The sequence below is a fragment of the Streptomyces gottesmaniae genome, from assembly GCF_031845845.1.
Taxonomy (GTDB): domain Bacteria; phylum Actinomycetota; class Actinomycetes; order Streptomycetales; family Streptomycetaceae; genus Streptomyces; species Streptomyces akebiae.
On the sequence record NZ_JAVRFJ010000017.1, the window covers coordinates 28493 to 48289 of the forward strand.

Below are 19797 nucleotides of genomic sequence, written 5' to 3' on the forward strand. Positions count from 1 at the left end.
GTACGAGGTCGTACGGGGTCGTGTCAGCGGACGATCGCGCTGCGCCCCCATGCCAGTCCGAGGAAGGTGACCAGCATCCATACGGGGCCGACGACGCCCTGGAAGCCGGGAAGGCCGGTGATGCCCGCGAACAGGACGACCGCCAGTACGGGCACGACGCTGAACCAGCCGATCCACCGTGAGATCGTGCGTTCGCGCAACGCCATCCAGGCCACCGCACCGGCCGCGACCACGACACCGAGCCAGCCGATGTACCCGCCGAAGTCGTTGAGCATGAAGTAGACGAACAGCCCGTCGTCGCCGAAGGACCGCTCGTTCAGACCGTCCGGCAGATAGATCGCCAGGGCGCCCTTCCATCCGTAGCCGTAGGTCAGTCCCGCGGCCGAGGCCGTCAGGGCGCCGCTGACCACGTACGCGGCGGTGCTGGAAGGCACCCGCGGCTCGACCTGACGCCGCCAGGCCGCCGCCAGTACGAGGAGCAGGGAGACCGTCAGGAACCCGGCGACGAGCCCGAGATGCGCCACGGAGCGGCTCACGTCGTCCAGGACCGAGGCCTCGACGGGGGTCCGTTCGACCGTGCCGGCCCGGACGTCCGCCAGGACCGTGGCGACTCCTCCGAACAGGCCCGCTCCGACCCCGTACAGGGGCCACTTGGCCCTCCCGTTGCCGTCCTCTCGCGCCATGCGCCCCGGGCGGGCATCCGGATCGATGGTGGTCATACGCGTCAACTCCCTGTGTGGGCCGGTCCGTTACCGATCCGACTGTCGCGGGGGACGGGTCCCGCCGCCCAGGGACCCGGGTCCCGTACGACCGGGACGGTTTGCCGGATCACGCCCGGTAAAGGCCCTCATTACGGGAACATGTGGGTGTGAGCCGAAGGGACCGGGTACTGCGTCACACCGCGTACGGCATCGCGGGGCTGGGCACGGCGGGCTGCGTGGCGACAGTGCCTGTGCACGGCTGGCTGGCTGAACGGATCGTCGTCACACCCCTGTACTGGTCCGACCTCGTGCTCGGCACGGTCTGGCCGCTGGTGGGCGCCGTCGTCGCCAGGGGCCGGCCGCGCAATCCCGTCTGCTGGCTGATGCTGCTGCCCGCGATGATCGGGCCGTACCACCTGCTGGCCTACTACGCCGGTTACAGCCGTCTGGTCGCCGCCGATCCCCTTCCCGGCTGGGAGGTGGGGGCCTGGGTCGGCTGCTGGGGCTTCGTCGGCTACTGGTTCGCCACACCCCTGGTGCCCTTGCTCTTCCCGTACGGCCGCCTGGAAACGGCGCCGCGACGGGCGTGCGCCTGGGCCGTCGTCACGGTCGCCGGGATCGGGACGCTGGCCACGATGCTCCGGCCCAGTGGCACCGACCCCGTCCCCGGTGTCCCCAATCCTCTCGGGATCGCGGGCTGGGAGTGGCTCCACGTCGTGATGTTCACCTGCGCCGCGGCCACCATGCTCGGCGGTACCCTCGCGGCCGCCGTTCTCCTCGTCCTGCGTACCCGAGCGGCGACCGGCGCCGAACGGGCCCAACTGCAGTGGCTGATGCTGGGCGGGCTGCTGATGGTGTTCTCCTTCTTCTCCCTCCTCCTGGACGATGTCGAGCAACCGGCTCTGGTCGGGGACCTCGTCATGCTGGTCGGGCTGCTCGGCCCGCCCGCGAGCGTGGCGGTCGCCATGCTGCGGCACGGACTGTTCGATGTGGAGCTCGTCCTCGGCCGCGCCATCGTCTTCACCCTCCTCAGCGCGCTCGTCCTGGGGGTGTACGCCGGGGTCGTCGCCGGTGCGCGACTGATCGCGCCCGGGTCCCTGACGGGGACCTGCCTGATCGCCTTCACCGCGCTGATCGCGGCCAACGGTCGCGGCACCGTCCAGGCGGCCGTGGACCGGACGCTGTTCGGGCACCGCCACGATCCGTACGCCGTCGTCGCCCACGTCGGCCGCCGGGTCGCTCCGGCCGGCGAGCCCGTGGAAGCCATGCAGCATCTCGTCGACGCCCTGCGGTCCGCGCTGCGGCTGCCCTACACGGCCTTCGAGAGCCCCGCCGTGGCGACGGCCTCCGGCAGCCCGGTGGCCGGCGCGGGCTGGCGGTCCTTTCCCTGCCGGGCTCTGGGTCGCGAGCTCGGTGTACTGCGCGTAGGGCGGCGAAGCGTCAACGACCCCTGGACGGCGAAGGAGCAGGCCGCGGTCGAAGAGGTCGCGGACCGCGCCGGAACACTCGCCTATGCCGCCGGTCTCGTCGAGGACATCGCCCGCAGCCGGTCACGCATCCTGTCGGTGCGCGAGGAGGAGAGGCGGCGGCTGCGCGCGGACCTCCACGACGGCATCGGCCCCTCCCTGGCGGGCACCGCCCTCCAGCTCGACGCCCTCGCCCGGCGCATCGACGACCCTCATCTCGCCGAATGCGTCAGGACGCTTCGGGACAGGCTTCGCTCCACCGTCACCGATCTGCGCACCGTGGTCCAAGGGCTCCGGCCCGCGGTCCTCGACCAGCTCGGGTTGCCCGGCGCCCTGCGGGAACTGCTGGCCGGATACGACACACCGGCCTGCCACAGCAGCATCGACGGCGCCTGCCACAGTCTGCCGGCCGCCGTCGAGGTCGCCGCCTACGCCATCGCCGCCGAGGCGGTCGCCAACGCCGTCAGGCACAGCGCCGCCGGCCGCCTCGAACTGACTGCCCGTATGGAGGACACCGTCTTGATCCTGTCGATCCGCGACAACGGGCGCGGTATTCCGCCCAAGCACAGGGCGGGTGTCGGACTCCACAGCATGAGGGAGCGCGCGGCCGAGGTCGGAGGCCGCCTCGAGGTGACGACCGCGCCCGGGGAAGGCACCCTCGTACGGGCCGGCCTCCCGGTGGGGGAGCAGAGGTGAGCCACTCCGCCCCCACCCCCGTCCCCGTCCCGGTCACGGTCCTCGTCGTCGACGACCATCCCGTCTTCCGGGCCGGAATGGCCACCGTCCTCGCCGATCTCCCGGATGTGACGGTCGTCGGTGAGGCGTCCGACGGCGCGGAAGCCGTCACCGCCGCCGACCGGCTGCGGCCGACGATCGTGCTCATGGACCTGCGTATGCCGAACGTCAACGGACTGGAGGCCACGGCCCGGATCACCACGGCCCATCCGGGGATCGCCGTGCTCATCCTGACCATGGACGAGGACGAGGACTCGGTCTTCGCCGCCCTGCGCGTCGGCGCACGGGGCTACCTGCTCAAGGAGTCGAACGGCGCCGACGTCCACCGCGCCCTGCTCGGTGTCGCCCGCGGCGAAGCGGTCTTCGGCCCGCGGATCGCCCAGCGCGTCCTGACCCACTTCGCCACCCCACCGGCCGCCCGGTCCGCCCTCCCCTTTCCTCACCTCACCGACCGCGAGCGCGAGACCCTCGACCTGATCTCCCGCGGCCTGGACAACGCGTCCATCGCCCGCCGCCTCTCCCTGTCCGAGAAGACCATCCGCAACCGGGTCAGCGACGTCCTGGCGAAACTGCACGCCCGGTCCCGCACGGAGGCGGCGGCTCTCGCGCGGGACGCGGGCCTGGGACACCCTCACCACTCGTAGGCTCCCCCCCGGAGGGTCGGCTACGACGTCACCGTCAGCAAGTCCCGCTGGTCCTCCGGCAGTTCGACCTTGTCCGCGTAGAGCAGCGCGTGCCCCGGGTCGAAGACCAGGGCCACCTCGCCCGCCAGGCCGCCGTTGGCGCTCAGGACCTGGACCACCTGGTCGCCGAGGCGGACGTCGTACTCGTAGCGGGAGCCGACGTAGGAGCTGGTGATGACCTGGGTGTCGAGGCGGTTGACGCCCGCCGGCGTGTCCGTCGACGCCACGACCTCCAGGCGCTCGGGGCGGACCGCGACCGTGACCGAGTCGCCCGTCGGGACGCGCCGGTCGCTGTCGACGCGTACGACCTCCCCGCTGGCGTCGAGGAGCACGGTGTGCCGGGTGCCGTCCACGCTCACCACCTTTCCGGTGAGGAAGTTGCAGCGGCCGACGAACGCGGCGACGGCGGGCGCGGCCGGCTTCTCGTAGATCTCGTGCGGCGTGCCGATCTGGATCATGTTGCCGCCCTCCATGACGGCGATCCGGTCGCTGAGCGCGAGTGCCTCGTCCTGGTCGTGGGTGACGTAGACGGTGGTGATGCCCAGCTCCTCCTGGAGCCGCTTCAGCCAGGCGCGGGCCTGCTCGCGGAGCTTGGCGTCCAGGTTGGAGAGGGGCTCGTCGAGGAGCAGGACCGTGGGGGAGTAGACCAACGCCCGTGCCAGGGCGACGCGCTGCTGCTGGCCGCCCGAGAGCTGGTGCGGGTAGCGGCCGCTCAGCGCGGCCAGGCCCACCTTGTCCAGGGCGTCGTGGATCAGCTTCTTCTGCTTGTCCTTGGGAACCTTGCGGATGTTGAGGGGGAGCGCCAGGTTCTTCGCGATGGTCATGTGCGGCCACAGCGCGTACGACTGGAAGACCATGCCGAGGTTGCGCTCCTCCGGAGGGAGGAAGACCCCCGCCCCGGCGTCCACGAACGTCCGTCCGCCCACCGCGATCGAGCCCTCCGTCGGCTGCTCCAGACCCGCGATGCAGTTCAGCGTCGTCGACTTGCCGCAGCCGCTCGCGCCGAGCAGCGTGAAGAACTCGCCGTCCTTGATGGTGAAGGTGACGTCCCGCAGGACGGAGTTGTCGCCGAACGTCTTGGCGAGGTTCTTGACGGTCACCTCAGGCATGGTGCTTTCCCTTCATGAGCAGTCCAGCGAGTGCGACGAAGACCGCGGTGATGCCGATCTGGAGGGTGGCCAGCGCGGCGACGGATCCGGCCCTGCCCTGCGTCCAGAGACTGAGCATGGTGGTGCCGAGGATGTTGTTGTCGGCCGAGGAGAGGAAGACGGCCGGGGAGTACTCCTTGAGCATGATCACGAAGGTGAGGACGAGCGCTCCGGCGAACGCCGGCGTGATCAAGGCCCGCAGGACGCGGAAGAACGTCATCAGCCAGTCGGCGCCGGAGACCCGGGCCGCGTTGTCCAGCTCACCGCCGATCTGCATGATCGCCGGGGCGACCGAGCCGAACGCGCTGGGCAGGGCCCGCATGCCGAAGGCGATGATGACGGCGTAGATCGTGCCCTGGAGCACCGAGCCCATCCCGAACGGGGCGAGCGCGAAGGCCCAGAAGAAGCCGATACCGATGATGATGCCGGGCAGGGACTGCGGGATGAGCGCCAGATACTCCACCGCCCGGCCGAAGCGGAACGTGGACCGCCGGGCCACCATCACCGCGAACACGGCGAGGGCGGACACCACCACCGAGCCCACACCGGCCACGATCATGCTGTTGTACAGCGACTGCACGTAGTTGTCGGAGTCGAAGACGATCTCGTAGTTCTTCGTCGTGACCGTCCTGAACGGCGACTGAAGCGGCGTGAACACGAGCGTGAAGGACCGCATCACCAGGCCGGCGATCGGGACGAGGGCGCCCACGATCACGTAGAACCAGATGCACGCGATGCTGACCCACTTCAGCCAGCCCAGGTCGAGCTTGCGCGGCCGGGTGACCTTGCCGCGTACGGACACGAACCGCGCCGCGTCCTTCAGCAGCTTCGCCTGGACGGCAACCAGGCTCAGCGTGACCACGAGGATGACCGTGGAGGCCGCGCCCAGCATCGTGTAGTCGGGGTCCACCGACTGAAGTCCGTTGTGGTAGAGGAAAGTTGAGAAGACGTCGATGCTGACCGGCTGGCCGTACAGCAGCGGCACGCTCAGCGTCTCGATGGAGACGGAGAAGACGAGGATCGCCGAGTACACGATCGGCGGGCGCAGCAGCGGCACGACCACCTGGGCGAGGATCCGGAAGGGGCCGGCCCCGCAGACCTGCGCGGCGGACTCCAGCGAGGCGTCCGACTGCCGCAGCGCGTTGGCGCAGAAGACGTACGCGATCGGGGCGAGCGCCACGGCCTCGGTGAGCGCCATGCCGGGGATCGAGTACAGGTTCCACGGCACCGAGCCGAAGAGCTGCTGCACCTTGACGCTGACGAACCCGGCCGGACCGTACATGATGATCCAGCCGAAGCCCAGGATCAGCGACGAGATGAAGAACGGCCACTGCATGGCGAGGGCGATCAGCCGCCCGCCCGGCAGCTTCGTGCGGACCACCACGATCGCCATCGGGATGGCGATCGCCAGGCTGAGGATCGTCGTCAGCGAGGCGAACAGCAGGGTGTTCAGGGCTACTTCACCGAAGCCCGCCTTGGTGAAGAGGTCGGTGTAGCCGCGGAGGGTGAACGCCCCGCCCGCCTCGTAGAGCGGGCGGTTGCGGATGCTCTGGTAGAGCGTCGGGACGATCGGGGCCAGCACCAGCACGGCGAGGAACGCCAGGACCCCGTACTGGACGACCGTGTCCCGTCCGATGCCGAGGGGGCGGCGGTAGCGCGGTGGTCGGAACGTCTCCGCGGGTGACTCGTCCGCCGGTGTGCGCGGCGGCTGGGTGAGGGTTGACATCTGTTCTGACTCCGATCGTCCCTGGACGGTGCCTGCTCGCGTGCCTACTTGCGCAGTCCGTCGAAGCGCTCCAGCCAGGCCTCGGAGTCGTCCTTGGAGACCGCCTCGTACTCGACGTGGATGATGTTCTCCTCGCCGACGGCGTCCACGACCTCCTGGTAGGTGTGCAGGCCCTCGCCCTTCACGCCGTCGCGGTACGAGGCCAGACCGCCCTCGGCGACCGCGCGCTGCCCCTCCTCGGAGAGGGCGAAGTCCATGAAGAGCTTCGAGGTCGCCGGGTGCGGCGCCTCGGCGGCGATGCCCATGCCGCGCGGCAGGACGACCGTGCCGTCCTTCGGGAAGACGATCTTCACAAGACCCGCGCTGTCTTCCACCACGGGGTACGCGGGGGAGGCGCTGATCAGGAAGCCGGCCGTGTACTCACCGGCGACGATCTTCTCCAGCTGGGTACCGGAGGAGGTCTCCGGGCGGGTCAGCGGAAGGATCTTCTCCAGGTCCTTCCACGCCTCCGGGTTGCCCTCGGTGAGCGCCCGCGTGACGGTGAAGCCGAACGAGCCCTCCGGGTCGCGGACCGTCACCTTGTTCTTGTACTTGGCCTCGTCCCCCGTCACGATCTTCGCGAAGTCCGTCAGTGTGGTCGGCGGGGTCTCCATCAGCGACGTGTTGTAGGCGATCGTCATCGGGTCCTGCGACAGCGAGTACACGCTCGGCAGCAGCTCGGCGCTCTCGCCCAGCTCCTTCAGCTCCGGCGACTTGTACTCCAGGACCGTGTCCTCGCGGGCCGAGAAGTCCGACCACGCGGTCGCCGCGCTGGAGATCAGCACATCCGCCGGGGAGGAACCGGCGGCGTTCTCCGACAGGGTCTTCTGGAACAGCTCGTCGCTGTCCAGCTCGTTGACGGAGACGGTCTTGATGAAGTCGTACTTCTTCTTGAAGTCCCGGACGATCGGCGCCATGTTCTCGTCGCCGAGGTTGGAGTAGACGGTGAGCTTGCCGCCCTCCTTCCGCGCCGCCTCGATCAGGTCCGCGTAGTCGGCCGGGTAGTAGTCCGGCACCTGGCCCGCCGAGATCTTGTTCTCCGCCACCTTCGGCGCGTCGGTGTCACCACCGCCGCAGGCGGCCAGGGTGCCGAGCGCGAGGGTCGCGGCGAACGCCGCCGTGAGGGGACGGCGGACGGGACGCCGGTACGCGGATGCCGCTCCGATGACGGGGCCGACGGTGTACCCGGCGCCGATGTGGCTGGATCTGGCCATGGTTCTCCTCCTGGCGCGTGCCTGCTGGCAGCTGTTGCCGGGAGGTTAGGGACCCAGGTCAGGCCGGTAAATCCTTCACCCGTCAGAGCTCGTACTGCTCGTATTGGTCGTTGTGTTAGTGACGCGAGTCACCCCTGTCGAGCTGGGGTGGATGGCCGGGAATGATCGCCCTTGAGATGCGCCGTGAGCTGCTGGAGTCGTCCCCAGGCCTCGGGGTCCGTGCCGTCCCCGAGGGGGTAGTGCAGCGCGGGGCGGGGCGTCGGGCCGAGGTGCTTCGGGCGGACCTCGACCGGAGGCCGGCGCGCGCGGTCCAGGCCGATGGTGTGCACGTCGTCCGGGCCGAGCGTGAAGGCCACGGGCAGCGGCGGCCCCTCCAGCCGGGGCGCGGTCGTCAGGTCGGCGCGGGCCGCGCGCACCGAGGTCAGCATGGTCCGCAGGCCGTGCTCCCGGACCAGGGTGTCGGCCAGCGCCTCGATCCGGTCCAGCGGCGGGTGCTCGTCGGCCGCGTAGCCGATCGTGAGGACCGTGTCCTCCTCCACGCCCTTCGTCGTCCGGGTCACCCGGACCGTCGCCATCGCCGGCCGGTCCGGTGTGCCGACCACGAGCAGCTGGGTGGGCTCGGGCGCCCGTTCCCGGGCCAGATCGGTCAACTGCCGTGGCGACCACGGGAGGTTGACCGGCTCGGCCGTGCCCCAGCCCGCGGGCGCCGTGCCCGTCAGCGCCTTCCAGGCCGCCTCCGTGCCGCCGCCCAGCAGCAGGTGCTCGTCGGCCCGGTGCACCGTACGGAGAGCGACGATCAACTGCCGGCCGGGCACCTCGCCGGCCTCGCCCTCCGACGTGCCCTCCGACGTGCCCTCCGGTGCCGCGTCCGACGTGCCGGCCGCCGGGCGCGTGAACGCGGGGGCCACCGCCGCCGTCCCGTCCTCCGCGAACGCGGGCGAGAACGCGCCGTCCCGCCAGCGCAGCACCGCCCCCGACAACCCGTCGTAGTACCCGCACTCCGGGTCCTGGACGACCCAGCGGTTGGGGACGCGCGCCAGCGTCGTACGGGCGGCCGGGGTCAGGCGCACGCCGCGCGGCGTGACGATCTGCAGGGACCGCCGCGACACCACCGCCGTCCGCATGATCTCCGCCAGCCAGCTCGTCAGCGCCACCACCGGCCGGTCGATGAGGACGACGGCCGCGTTCTCCGTCACCACGTCCACGGCGGGCTGTCCCGACCCCGCCGAGGGCACGGCGGACACGTCGACCACCGTGGTGCTCGCCGCCCCGGGAGGCCAGGTCGAGCCGCCCAGCAGGGCGTTGAGCCGCCCGCACACCACCCCCGCGAGCCGCTCCGCCTCCGGGACGGCCGTGGACGCCCGCGCCTCCGTCCACCAGTACGGGGTCGCCGCGCTCTGCCCGAGCAGCCGCTCCGCCTCACCGGGCACCTGCACCAGCACCGGCGACTCCACGGACACCAGCGGGCGGCCACCGGGGCCGTGCAACTGGACGACCGCGCCCTCGGCCGCCGCCGACAGGTCCAGGTCGGAGCCGCCGGCGTACAGACTCGTCATGAGCGCCCACACGTCGGGCATCCTCGGGGTGAGGGCGATGACGTCCTTGGTCACGGGCGGTCGCCCTCCTCGCTGTCGAGTGCGGTGCTGTCGAGTGCGGTCTGGATCAGCTGGTGGGGCCGGCCCCGGCGGGCCAGCGTGCCCCGCCCGGTCGGCTGCGCCGAGGCGTACAGGCTGGGGAAGAGCTGGCCCTCGCTCCGCTCGCCGGTCATCAGCAGCGCGGCCGTGCCGGTCTCGCGGAGGGTCTGCAGCAGCGGCTCGTACATCGCCCGGGAGGCGCCCGCCACCCGGCGGGTGATCACGAAGTGCAGGCCGATGTCCTGCGCCGACGACACGTACGGCAGGAACGGGGCCAGCGGCTGCTGCCCGGCGGTGGTGAGGATGTCGTAGTCGTCGACCAGGATCACGATCCGCGGGCCCTTGAACGCGGGCTCGTCCGTCAGCGCGTCCGGATCGGCGCTCTCCGGCATCCGCTTCTCCAGCTCGCTCGCGATCCCGCTGGACAGCCCCGCCGCGAGCTTCGCGTTGTGCGCGTACCCGCCCCGGTACGGCTCCGGGATCACGCCCCGCAGCCCACGCCTCGGGTCGAACACCCCGAAGACCAGCTCCTCGTCCGAGTACCGCTCCACGAGGCGCGCCGCGACCAGCTTCAGCAGGTTCGTCTTGCCGCACTCGTTGTCGCCCAGGACCAGCAGATGCTGGTCCGAGCCGAACAGGTCCAGCAGGGCGGGCGCGAGGGCGTCCTGGTCCACCCCGATCGGCACCCGGTGCGGCTCGGCCATCACCGACGGCAGCCGGTCCGCCGCCAGCCGGGTCGGCAACACTCTGACGGGCGCGGCCAGTTCACCGTGCCAGGTGGAGCGGATCGTGCGGGCCGCGTCCTCCAGCGCCGGACCGAGATCACCCGTCGAGGGCCGTCCGTCGAGCCGGGGGAGGGCCGCCTGCGCGAACAGCTTGCCGTCGGTCAGGACGCGCCCGGGGGTGTCCGGCGACAGCGTCTCGGAGAGCTTGCGGTCCACGCTCGAATCGCTCGGGTCGTTGAGCCGCAGCTCCACCCGCGTCCCGAACATCGACTGCGTCGCGATCCGTACGTCGTTCCAGCGCAGCATGCCCCCGACGACATGGATGCCGTAGCCGCCGCCGCGCTTGAGCAGTTCCACGACCGTGTCGTCCAGCTCGGCGAACTCGTCGCGCAGCGCGCCGAATCCGTCGATGAGGAGGACGATGTCCGTCGACCCCAGCTCCCGCAGCCTGCCCTGCCGACGCAGCTGCCGCAGCTGGTCGACGGAGTCGATCCCGTGCTCGCGGAACAGTTCCTCCCGCTCGATCAGCATCGTCCGCACCTCGGCGACCGTCCGCGCTGCCCGCTCCCGGTCGGCCCGCCCCGCGATCCCGCCGACGTGCGGCAGCCCGGTGAGCGCGGACAGCCCGCCACCCACCAGGTCCAGTCCGTAGATGCCGACCTCGGCGGGCGTGTGGGTCGTGGCCAGCGACAGCGCGAGCGTCCGCAGCAGCGTCGTCTTGCCGGACTGGGGGCCGCCGATCACCGCCGCGTGACCGCCCGCGACCGTCAGGTCGAGCACCCAGTGCCCCTGCCACTGCTTCGCCGGATCGTCCAGCACCCCGAGCGGCACCCGCAACGGGCCGGTGGTGGGGGCCAGCCGCAGCCCCCGCTCGTCCACCCGCACGGGTCCGGCCGCCGCGTCCAGCGTGATCGCGTCCGGCAGCGGTGGCAGCCAGATCCGCCGCACCGGCCGTGCGGCGGCGGCCAGTTGGTCCACCATCACCGACATCACCGTGGGCCCGGTCTCCCGCTTCGTCGCCTTCGGCTCGTCGACGACCTCACTGGTGGCGGGCGTGCTGTCGAGCGTGTTGTACATCGGATACGGCCAGGCCAGCGGGGTGTCGTCCGCCTGCGCCACCAGTGCCGGACCCCGGTACGCGCCCGACACGTACCCCGCCTTGAACCGTTCGTACGTCGAGGTGTCCACCTTCAGATAACCGAAGCCCGGCAGCGGCGGCAGATGGAAGGCGTCGGTGGTGTCGAGGACGGTCCGCGACTCGTCGGCGGAGAAGGTGCGCAGCCCCAGCCGGTACGACAGATAGGTGTCGAGCCCTTTCAGCTTGCCGCCCTCGATGCGCTGGCTGGAGAGCAGGAGGTGGACGCCGATGGAGCGGCCGATCCGCCCGATGGAGAGGAACAGGTCGATGAAGTCCGGCTTGGCGGTGAGGAGTTCACCGAACTCGTCGATCACCACGAAGAGGTGCGGGAGCGGTTCCAGGTCGGGCCGCCGGGTGGCGCGCAGCGCGGCGTAGTGCCCGATGTCGGCCACGTTCCCCGCGTCCTTCAGCACCTGCTGCCGCCGCTTGACCTCGCCCGCCAGGCTGGAGTGCACGCGCTCGACGAGCCCCGCCTGGTTCTCCAGGTTGGTGATCACCCCGGCCACGTGCGGGAGTTCGGTGAACGGGGCGAAGGTCGCGCCGCCCTTGTAGTCGACCAGGACGAGGGCCAGATCCTCGGGGGAGTGGGTCGCGGCCAGCGCCAGCACGAGGGTGCGCAGCAGTTCGCTCTTGCCCGAGCCGGTCGCGCCGACGCACAGTCCGTGCGGGCCCATGCCCAGCTCCGAGGACTCCTTGAGGTCCAGCAGCACCGGCTCATGACGGTCCGTCACTCCGATGGGCACCCGCAGGAACTCCCGCTCACCGCGCGGCGCCCACAGGTCGTGCAGGTTCAGCACGGCCGGGTCGTCGACACCGAGCAGGCCCGGGAAGTCGACAGGGCCGGTGACCGGGGTGCCCTCGGCGGCCGACTCGGCGGACAGCCTGAGCGGCGCGAGCAGCCGGGCGAGGCCCTCGGCACCGGCGGCGGTGACCTGGTCGCAGGTGCCGTGCGCGGGCGGGACGGCGGTGGGCGCCGTGATCGCCGAGGGGTCCGGATCGCGCAGGTCCTCCACCACGACCCGGTCGCCCCGCACGGTGATCCGCACCGACACGTGATCGGGCTCGTGCACCTGCTCCGCGAGCAGGTGCAGCACGGTGACACCCATGTCGGCGAGCCCCACCGCCGCGTCGGGGCGCGGCAGTTCGGCGGCCGTCTCCCCGTACTCGTCGCTGACGACGAGCATGCGGGACGCCAGCCTGAGCGCCTTGCGGTCGGCGAGCCCCCGGCGCACCTCCGCCGCGTACGACGCGCGCCGGCCCAGCTCGTGCCGGAAGTGGCGGGCCAGCTGCGGCAGGCTCGGCGCGATCCGGCGGGCCGCCACCGGACCGTCGTGCTCCTGCGAGTCCAGCACATGGGGCAGCCACTTGGCCCACTCCCAGTCCGCCAGCCGTTCGCCCGGCACGCCGAGCGCCACGGCCACGTCGTCGGGCGCGTGCGAGACGGCGACCTGGACGAGGAGCGCGCGCGCCACCCGCAGCACGCCCTCCCGGTCACCGACCACGCTGACGTTGCCCGCGCGGTCCAACGGCACGGTGATCGGGCAGTCGTTGGCGACCGAGTAGCGGGCCAGCAGCGCCCGCGCCTCGTTCAGCATGAACGGGTCCGGCGGGGTCAGCACCCCGCCCTGGTTCTGCCCGATGGCCAGATCCGCCACGGGTACGTCACCGGTGCCGACGCGCACCCGCAGGAAGTCCGCGTCCTGCCGCCGCCGCTCCCAGAGCCGGGCGGGGTCGCGCACCAGGTCGTACAGCGCCTCCGGAGGCGGATTCAGCACCCGCGCGAGCGCCCGCCGCTCCCGTTCCCGCTCCCCGAACTCCTCGCGCAGCTCCTCCAGATACTCCAGATACCGCTCCCGCTGCGTGCGCCGGGTGCGCTGGGCCTTGCCGCGCTGGGAGAGGAAGAGGGCGACCGCGCCGAGCAGCGCGAACACCAGCACGATCGCGCCGAGCGCCGCGAACTGGCTGTTGCGGATCACGGTCATCATCACGACCGAGCCCATGACCCCCGCCATCGGCAGCAGCGCCGTGGCAGCCGTCCCCGCCTTGCCCTCCGGGAGGTTCGGCGGCGGCTCGATGGTCCGGGCCCCGGCGGCGCCGAGCGGCCGGGTGCTCCGAGCGGGCCGGTGAATCAACTCCTGGGTCACGAACGGACCCCTTCTTCTCCATGCCGGTGGTCGGTGCGTCGGTGGTGGCTGTGGCTGCTGTGGCTGCTGTGGCCGTGGCGGTGGCTCTGCCTGTGGCGGTGGTCGCTCATCGCATCCTCACCGCGCGGGTCATCGCCTCCGCCGCCAGCGTGATCGCCGCCGCGCGGGTCTCCTGGCCCAGCAGGGCGGTGCGGATCGGGCCGCCCTGGGCGAGATGGCGGTCGTAGGGGACGGTGACGACATGGACGCCGGACTCCTTGAGATGGGCGACGGCCGTGGCGCGGTCCAGCGTGACGTCGGGGGAGTTGGCGGTCAGCGCGACGACGGTCGAGGAGAGCGCGGAGTGCGGCAACTGGCCCAGCCAGTCCAGGACCTGGCGGGTGCCGTTGACGCCCTCGGCGGTCATCGGCGCCACGACCACCCGCGCGTGGGCGGTGTCCATCGCCGTACGGGCCACCTCGCCCGGCAGGGTCTCGCAGTCCACCACGGTCACCGCGAAGTAGCGGCGCAGCGCGAGGGTCACCGTGCGGTACGTACGGATGTCCAGCGGGGCACCGACGCGGCCCTGGCTGGCGGGCAGCAGCCAGCCGCCGTCGGACACGGGCACGAGGTAGCCGGTGACATCGGTGAGCTGCATGGCCGGGTTGAGGATCCGCGCGAGGTCGGCCGCCGCCCAGCGCACCGAGTCGGCGCCCATCCGCACCGGCAGCGTGCCCAGCGCCGCGTCGGCCTCCAGCGTCAGCACCGGGTCGTGCCGGTAGTGGTTGAACGTCCGTCCCAGCAGCGCGGCCATCGTCGACTTCCCGACCCCGCCCCGGATCGACGTCACCGCGATGACCCGCCCGGTCGTCACCGGCTGCTGCAACTCTCGTGCGATCCGCGTCTCCTCGGCCACGTCCTGCGCGGCCGACCCCGCCAGCTTCCGGATCGACCGCCCCGTCCGCCGAGCGACGGACTCCCCGTGCTGGGGCCGCCCGAGCGCATGGGCCAGCCGAGGATCGACGGTGGGCACGGACTCAGGGGCGTGCAGAGGCGTCTGGGGGGTGTGGGGGCCTCGGGGGGCGGGGGCGGTGGAGGAGGCGCCGGGGGCCGGGGAGGGGGCGGGCGCCGGGGAGGTCCCGGGCGCCGGGTGGGGCTCGCCGCCGGGGTGTGCGGCCTCGACCGGTCCGGAGGCGAAGGGGAACTCTCCGCCGGGGTGTCCGTGCCCGGCCGGGACACCGGAGTGGCCCGTCCCGACGACGCCACCGGGCAGCCCGGGCCGAGCCGCGTCACCGGCCGCTCCCGGCTGAGCCGCGCCGACGGCCCACCCCGACTCACCGGCCGGACCGGCCGACGGCGCGGCCGCCTGGGGGAGCCCCGTCCGAGGAACCACAGCGGGGGCGTGCGGCACGACCGGCCCTACGCCGGGCTGCGCGCCGGGCATCGGTTCCACCGGCGGATGCGCACCGGGCAGCGGCTGCACGGGAGGTCGTGCGCCGGGCATGGGCTGTACCGGCGGCTGTGCGGAGGATGTTGCCTGTACCGGCGGCTGCGCACCGGGCATCGGCTGTCCAGGAGGCTGCGCGAAGGGTGCTTCCGGCACCGCCGACCGCGCGCCGGGCACCGGCTGCACCGCCGGCTGCGCGAAAGCCGCTGCTTGCACCGGCAGGTGTACGGGCGGAGCCCCCGGCGCCGGTGACTGCCCGGCGGGGGCGTCCTGGGCCGGTGCGCCCTGGACCGGTGCGCCTTGGGCATGTGCGGCCGGTGCCGAGCCCGCGAACGGACCGTCCCCAGCCCCCTGTTCCGAGGCATCCGTGGGTACCGACCGCACCAACCTCAAGGTCGGCTCGGCCCGGCGGGCCGGTGGCTGTGGTGGGCCGGGGGTCGCCTCGTCGCTGCCGGTGGCCGCGTCCTGCCCCAGCTCGCGCAGCACATCCCGCTGCCAGTCCCCTGCCTGCGCCATGTGCGGCCCCCAGCTCCTAAGCGAACGTGTCGAGCAGTCGTCCGTACACGCCGAACACCCCGATGAGCAGCGGGAACAGGGTGATGACGCCGATCGATTCGAGGGTGTCGCCGAAGCGCCGGAGTCGTACGCGCACATGCTCGGCCGGCTGCACGGCGAGCACCAGCAGCGGCAGGGCGGCGAGCAGGACGAGGGCGGCGAGCGGACCGGCCGCCCCGCCGGAGTGGTCCAGCCACGCCGACACCAGCCGCACGGCGAGCACGGCTGCCGCACCGAGCAGCACCACGACCTCGGCGACCAGCGGGAACGCCCGCGCGCGCAGCGCGAGGACGACCATGGTGACGACGGCCAGCAGCACGGTCCACTTGGTGGGGGCCCGGAGGGCGAACACCCCGGCCGCGGTCGCCGACACGGCCATCGTGACCGTCGCCAGCGCCAGGCCCCGGTGGGTCGCGGTGAGCGCCGCCGACACCTGGAAACGGCTCACGGAGGCACCCCCGGAACGCCGGTCGTCGAGCCCGGAGAGCCCCGACGCCATCAGCGCCAGCCGGGGCAGCAGCCCGAGCACGACCACGGAGACCACCGCCAGCACGGCCCCCACCTCGGCCTGCTCCGGCGCCGACAGCGACACCGTGCCCGACACCGCCGCGGCGACTCCCAGCCAGCACACCGAGACTCCGGCCAGCGCCCCCGCCCCGACCAGCCCACCCCGCCCGAGCGGCGTGAACAGTCCGAGCAGGACGAGCGTGCAGACCCCGGCCGCGGCCATGGCCGCGACCTGCGGCATCCCGGCCCACCGCTGAGCCTCCGCCGACGTCGACGCGCCCAGCAGCCCCAGCGCACCGGCCGTCGAGATCAGCGTCGTGGCCAGTCCCCGCTTCCCGGCCCGCCCCAGCAGCGCACCCGTGAGCGCCGCCACCAGCGCGACTCCGAGGAGCGCTCCGGCGACGACCCCGGGCTGGTAGGCGTCCCGTGCGAACACTCCGGCGGCCACGGCCCAGCCGGCCGTGGCGAGCCCGGCGGTGACCCGGCGCGCGGCCGGCCCCCAGCGCAGGCCACGGGCGTCGAGGTCCTCGGCCGCCTCGTCCGTGACGTCGTGCACGACGGGTGCCGACGGCGCGTCCTCGGCCCGGACGAGCCGCAGCACGGCGCCGTCCGGTATCCCGGCCGTCTCCAGGGTGCTGTCGTGGGCCAGCGCGGAACCGTCCGCCGTGACGAGATGCCGCAACTCGGGCTGCCCGCCCACCTGGTCGTCGAGCAGCCGCATGATCTCCGGCAGCAGCAGTCCGACCGGTTCCCGCGACGGCAGCACGAGGTCCACCCGCCGCCGCTCACCCACCAGCGTGACCCGGCTGAGCGCCGTCCGCGCACCACCCGTGGCCTGCCCCAACGTCCCCGTAGACATCACGCTTTCGAACCTATCACCGGGGAGAAGTGCTGGTCGGGGCTGTGGAAACCGGTGGGGACGCCGGTGTGGAAGCAGCTGGGGAGACGCTTGTGGAAACCGAGGGGGACGGCGTGACCGACGGCTGCACCGAACTCCCGTACGGGCTCTTCCCGATGATGCGGTTCGACACGAACGACCACCCCACACATCCCGCGCACAACACCGCCGCGATGACGATCCCGGCGAAGACCTTCCCGATCCGTTCGTCCACCGAGCGCCGCTGCCGCTGCGCCCCGAACAGCAGGGCGTCCCGCAGCCGTCGACGCCGCACCGACACCGACTCCAGCAACTGGCTGTCGTAATCCTGCGCTGCCACGGCTACGGAACCCCGTTCGCTTCTCTCTCAGAGCCGTCCCGTCAGCCGATCTGGTCGACCGCCGCGCGGGCCCTCGCCAGCGTGGACTGGGCCGTGCCGTCGTTCTGTTCGAGCGTGGTACGGACCAGACGGATGATTTCGCGGACCTCGCCTGCCGCCTTCTTCCAGCGCTCTTCCTTGCCGTGGTAGTCGTCCGAGACACCGTCCGCCTGGAACTCGGTCATCGCGGCCTTGACGGCGGCGTCGCGGTCGCCGAGCACCCGCTCCAACTGCGCCACGATCGTGCCGAGCGCGGTCTGCACCTCGCCGGAGGCCCCGGTGTCGTACGAACGGCGGTCCTGATTCTGAGCCATGAGTACTTCCCCCTCGTTCCTGCTTATCGGGCGCCGAAGCGGGCCGCGTCGAAGTTGGCCAGGCCCATGTTCTGGTTGGCGTTGTCCTGGGACTCCACGTCACCGGTGCCGAACGCGTTGTCCATGCCCGACTGACCGCCCAGGATCGCGGCGAGCGAGCCGTTCAGATCGGCGGTGATCTCGTCCGCGCGGTTCTTGAACGAGTCGAACGCCGCCTTGCCCGCGCCGTTGAACTTGCCCTCCAGCGGCTCCGCCGCGCTGATCAGCTGCTGGATCAGCGTCCCGAGGTCGTCGCTCGAACCGAGCGTGCTCTTGCCGAGCTCCGCAAGGGTCGTCGCCCCCATGTCGAACTTCACGTCGTGTCCACCCCCGTGTGTCTGGGTCACCTACGTCTCGAACATGCTCTCCCACAACGCGTTGCACCCGCAACGCGCTTGCCGGGCCGGTGACACCATCGGAACACAACGCGAACACCCTCGTGGTGCCTCACCGTTTCCCGGCGCGCGCCTCGGCCTCGGTCCTGAGAGCGCGCAGCCACGTTCGAGGCCCCTGGCCCAGCGCCGCCGTCGCGGTGGGCACGTGCAGGTCCCGCCTCCACCTGGGCGCCGGTCCAGGTCTCCTCGGTCCGCACACGGACCCCGCCGCCCCCGGTCTCCTCGAAGCGCCACAGAGGAACGCCCTCGTGGCCACGCCGGCGCACGCCCTGCGTGCCTGGGCCCCTGGCCGACCCCCACCGCTACTTCCTGGTCCGCGGCACACCCATCCCCGGCTGTCACGCGCCGGTGGACCCGCCTCCATGGCGTGCTGTCCCTCGAACTCGCGGGCCACGTCGCGGGGATGGACTTCGACCCCGCCTCCTTCTACGCGGACGAGATCGCATCCCCGGATCCGAAAAATTCCTGAACCGCCGTGCAACCCTCCCCCCACCTCGCGGGTCGTACGTGGCATCAGGACTTCTCGGAGGGGGATCCGGGGGGATCGCGGGGGTCTTGATACGGAGGGGAAAGCCGAGGGGCCCGGTCCAGTGGACCGGGCCCCTCGAAACACGTCGGCGCTGATCAGCGCACCCCAGAGCCGTTCGACGCACTCTGGATCAGAAGAACACCCCACACCGCAGCAGCACGTTCGCGTACGGCCGTGCCTCCCCGGTCCGTACGACCAGCCGCGCGCCCGCCGACAGCTCCTTCAGCTTCTCGTGGGAGACCAGTTCCAGCTCGGGGAAGCGGTCCTGCAGCAGCGCCGTCGCCTCCAGATTGGCCTCACGCACCTCGTACGCGGCCGTCGCCCCCTCGACCACGATCTCGTCGAGCAGCCCGTCCAGCACCTCCGCGAAGGACGGAACCCCCGCCCGGAACGCCAGGTCGACCACCCGCGGCCCCTGGGGCACCGGCATCCCCGCGTCGCACACCAGCACCCCGTGCCCGTGCCCCAGCTCGGCGATGGCGCCCGCCAGATGACGGTTGAGTATCCCGGCCCGCTTCACAACGCCGCGACCTCCTCGGCGGTCGGGAACGACACCTGAGCCCCGGCCCGGGTCACCGCGGCCGCCCCCACCCGGGCCGCGTACGCGGCGGCCTCGGCGGGCTCGGCGCCCGCGCCCAGTTGCCACGCCAGCGCCGCCGTGAACGCGTCCCCGGCCCCCGTGGTGTCCACGGCGTCCACCTTCACGGCCGCCACCCGCGCACTGCCCTCGGCGGTGGCGACCAACGCGCCCTCCGCGCCCAGCGTCACGACCACCGAACGCGGCCCGAGCGCCAGCAGCGCCCGCGCCCAGTCCTCCGGCGAGCCCGCCAGCTCACCCCCGACGATGACCTGCGCCTCGTGCTCGTTGACGATCAGCGGATCACAGGCGGCCAGCACCTCCGCCGGCAACTCCCGCGGCGGCGACGGGTTCAGCACGAAACGGGTGCCCTCCGGGAGCCGCCGCACGACCTCCACCACCGTCTCCAACGGGATCTCCAACTGCGCGGAGACGACCCGGGACGCGCGCAGCAGGGCCTCCGCCGCCCGTACGTCCCTGGGGGTCAGCTTCCCGTTGGCGCCGGGCGACACCACGATGCTGTTGTCGCCCGACGGGTCCACCGTGATCAGCGCGACCCCGGTGGGCGCCCCGCCGACCAGCACCCCGGCCGTGTCGACCCCGGCCGCGCGCTGCGAGTCGAGCAGCAGCCGCCCGTTGCCGTCGTCGCCGACCCGCGCCAGCAGCGCCGTGCGCGCCCCGAGCCGGGCCGCCGCCACCGCCTGGTTGGCGCCCTTGCCGCCCGGATGCACCGCCAGGTCGGAGCCGAGCACGGTCTCCCCGGCCCCCGGCCGCCGCTCGACACCGATCACCAGGTCGGCGTTGGCCGATCCCACGACCAGGAGGTCGTAGTCGTACATGCGTGCT

The 19797-nt window shown here is 72.3% G+C and carries 15 protein-coding genes and 1 pseudogene; 3 read left to right on the forward strand and 13 right to left on the reverse strand.

Annotation, left to right across the window (positions count from 1 at the left end; genetic code table 11):
• Positions 1-23: 23 nt before the first annotated feature.
• On the reverse strand, positions 24-719 hold the full coding sequence (locus tag RM704_RS20275) for a hypothetical protein (RefSeq protein ID WP_033531311.1): 696 nt from the start codon (positions 717-719) through the stop codon (positions 24-26).
• A gap of 149 nt (positions 720-868) precedes the next feature.
• Here RM704_RS20275 and RM704_RS20280 point away from each other — a divergent pair, with 149 nt between their 5' ends.
• Together RM704_RS20280 and RM704_RS20285 are read left to right on the forward strand one after the other, a co-directional pair.
• Complete coding sequence (locus RM704_RS20280; protein WP_033531312.1) at positions 869-2863, forward strand: sensor histidine kinase; 1995 nt, start codon at positions 869-871, stop codon at positions 2861-2863.
• Positions 2860-3546, forward strand: a complete 687-nt coding sequence (locus RM704_RS20285; RefSeq protein ID WP_033531313.1) for a response regulator — start codon at positions 2860-2862, stop codon at positions 3544-3546. Before RM704_RS20280 ends, RM704_RS20285 begins: the two co-directional genes overlap by 4 nt.
• Positions 3547-3566: 20 nt before the next feature.
• Here RM704_RS20285 and RM704_RS20290 read toward each other — a convergent pair whose 3' ends face one another.
• The 10 genes from RM704_RS20290 to RM704_RS20335 form a co-directional block, all read right to left on the reverse strand.
• Positions 3567-4694, reverse strand: coding sequence for an ABC transporter ATP-binding protein (locus tag RM704_RS20290; RefSeq protein WP_033531314.1), 1128 nt, complete (start codon positions 4692-4694; stop codon positions 3567-3569).
• Positions 4687-6459: an ABC transporter permease gene (locus RM704_RS20295; RefSeq protein ID WP_033531315.1), complete on the reverse strand. Its 1773-nt coding sequence runs from the start codon at positions 6457-6459 to the stop codon at positions 4687-4689. The genes RM704_RS20290 and RM704_RS20295 overlap by 8 nt, the downstream gene beginning before the upstream one ends.
• 44 nt (positions 6460-6503) lie before the next feature.
• Positions 6504-7712, reverse strand: a complete 1209-nt coding sequence (locus RM704_RS20300) for an ABC transporter substrate-binding protein (protein ID WP_033531316.1) — start codon at positions 7710-7712, stop codon at positions 6504-6506.
• A 128-nt stretch (positions 7713-7840) separates the two neighbouring features.
• Positions 7841-9322, reverse strand: a complete 1482-nt coding sequence (locus RM704_RS20305; RefSeq protein WP_033531317.1) for a DUF6177 family protein — start codon at positions 9320-9322, stop codon at positions 7841-7843.
• Positions 9319-13353, reverse strand: coding sequence for a type VII secretion protein EccC (locus RM704_RS20310; protein ID WP_033531318.1), 4035 nt, complete (start codon positions 13351-13353; stop codon positions 9319-9321). The genes RM704_RS20305 and RM704_RS20310 overlap by 4 nt, the downstream gene beginning before the upstream one ends.
• Before the next feature lie 106 nt (positions 13354-13459).
• Positions 13460-14836, reverse strand: a complete 1377-nt coding sequence (locus RM704_RS20315) for a CpaE/TadZ family protein (RefSeq protein ID WP_311590964.1) — start codon at positions 14834-14836, stop codon at positions 13460-13462.
• A 475-nt stretch (positions 14837-15311) separates the two neighbouring features.
• Positions 15312-16700, reverse strand: a complete 1389-nt coding sequence (gene eccD / locus RM704_RS20320; protein WP_052146451.1) for a type VII secretion integral membrane protein EccD — start codon at positions 16698-16700, stop codon at positions 15312-15314.
• 16 nt (positions 16701-16716) lie between these two features.
• On the reverse strand, positions 16717-17058 hold the full coding sequence (locus RM704_RS20325; RefSeq protein WP_078937426.1) for a hypothetical protein: 342 nt from the start codon (positions 17056-17058) through the stop codon (positions 16717-16719).
• Between the two features lie 41 nt (positions 17059-17099).
• Positions 17100-17411 carry a pore-forming ESAT-6 family protein gene (locus RM704_RS20330; RefSeq protein ID WP_033531321.1) on the reverse strand — a complete coding sequence of 104 codons (312 nt, stop codon included), beginning with the start codon at positions 17409-17411 and terminating at the stop codon, positions 17100-17102.
• Between the two features lie 23 nt (positions 17412-17434).
• Positions 17435-17767 carry a hypothetical protein gene (locus RM704_RS20335; protein ID WP_033531322.1) on the reverse strand — a complete coding sequence of 111 codons (333 nt, stop codon included), beginning with the start codon at positions 17765-17767 and terminating at the stop codon, positions 17435-17437.
• Positions 17768-18096: 329 nt separating this feature from the next.
• Here RM704_RS20335 and RM704_RS45595 point away from each other — a divergent pair.
• Positions 18097-18314, forward strand: a pseudogene (locus RM704_RS45595) (TetR-like C-terminal domain-containing protein); the annotation flags it as partial.
• A 190-nt stretch (positions 18315-18504) separates the two neighbouring features.
• Here the strand turns inward: RM704_RS45595 and rbsD are convergent.
• Positions 18505-18894, reverse strand: a complete 390-nt coding sequence (rbsD, locus tag RM704_RS20345) for a D-ribose pyranase (RefSeq protein WP_033531323.1) — start codon at positions 18892-18894, stop codon at positions 18505-18507.
• Positions 18891-19790, reverse strand: coding sequence for a ribokinase (locus RM704_RS20350; RefSeq protein ID WP_033531324.1), 900 nt, complete (start codon positions 19788-19790; stop codon positions 18891-18893). Before RM704_RS20350 ends, rbsD begins: the two co-directional genes overlap by 4 nt.
• Between the last annotated feature and the right edge of the window lie 7 nt (positions 19791-19797).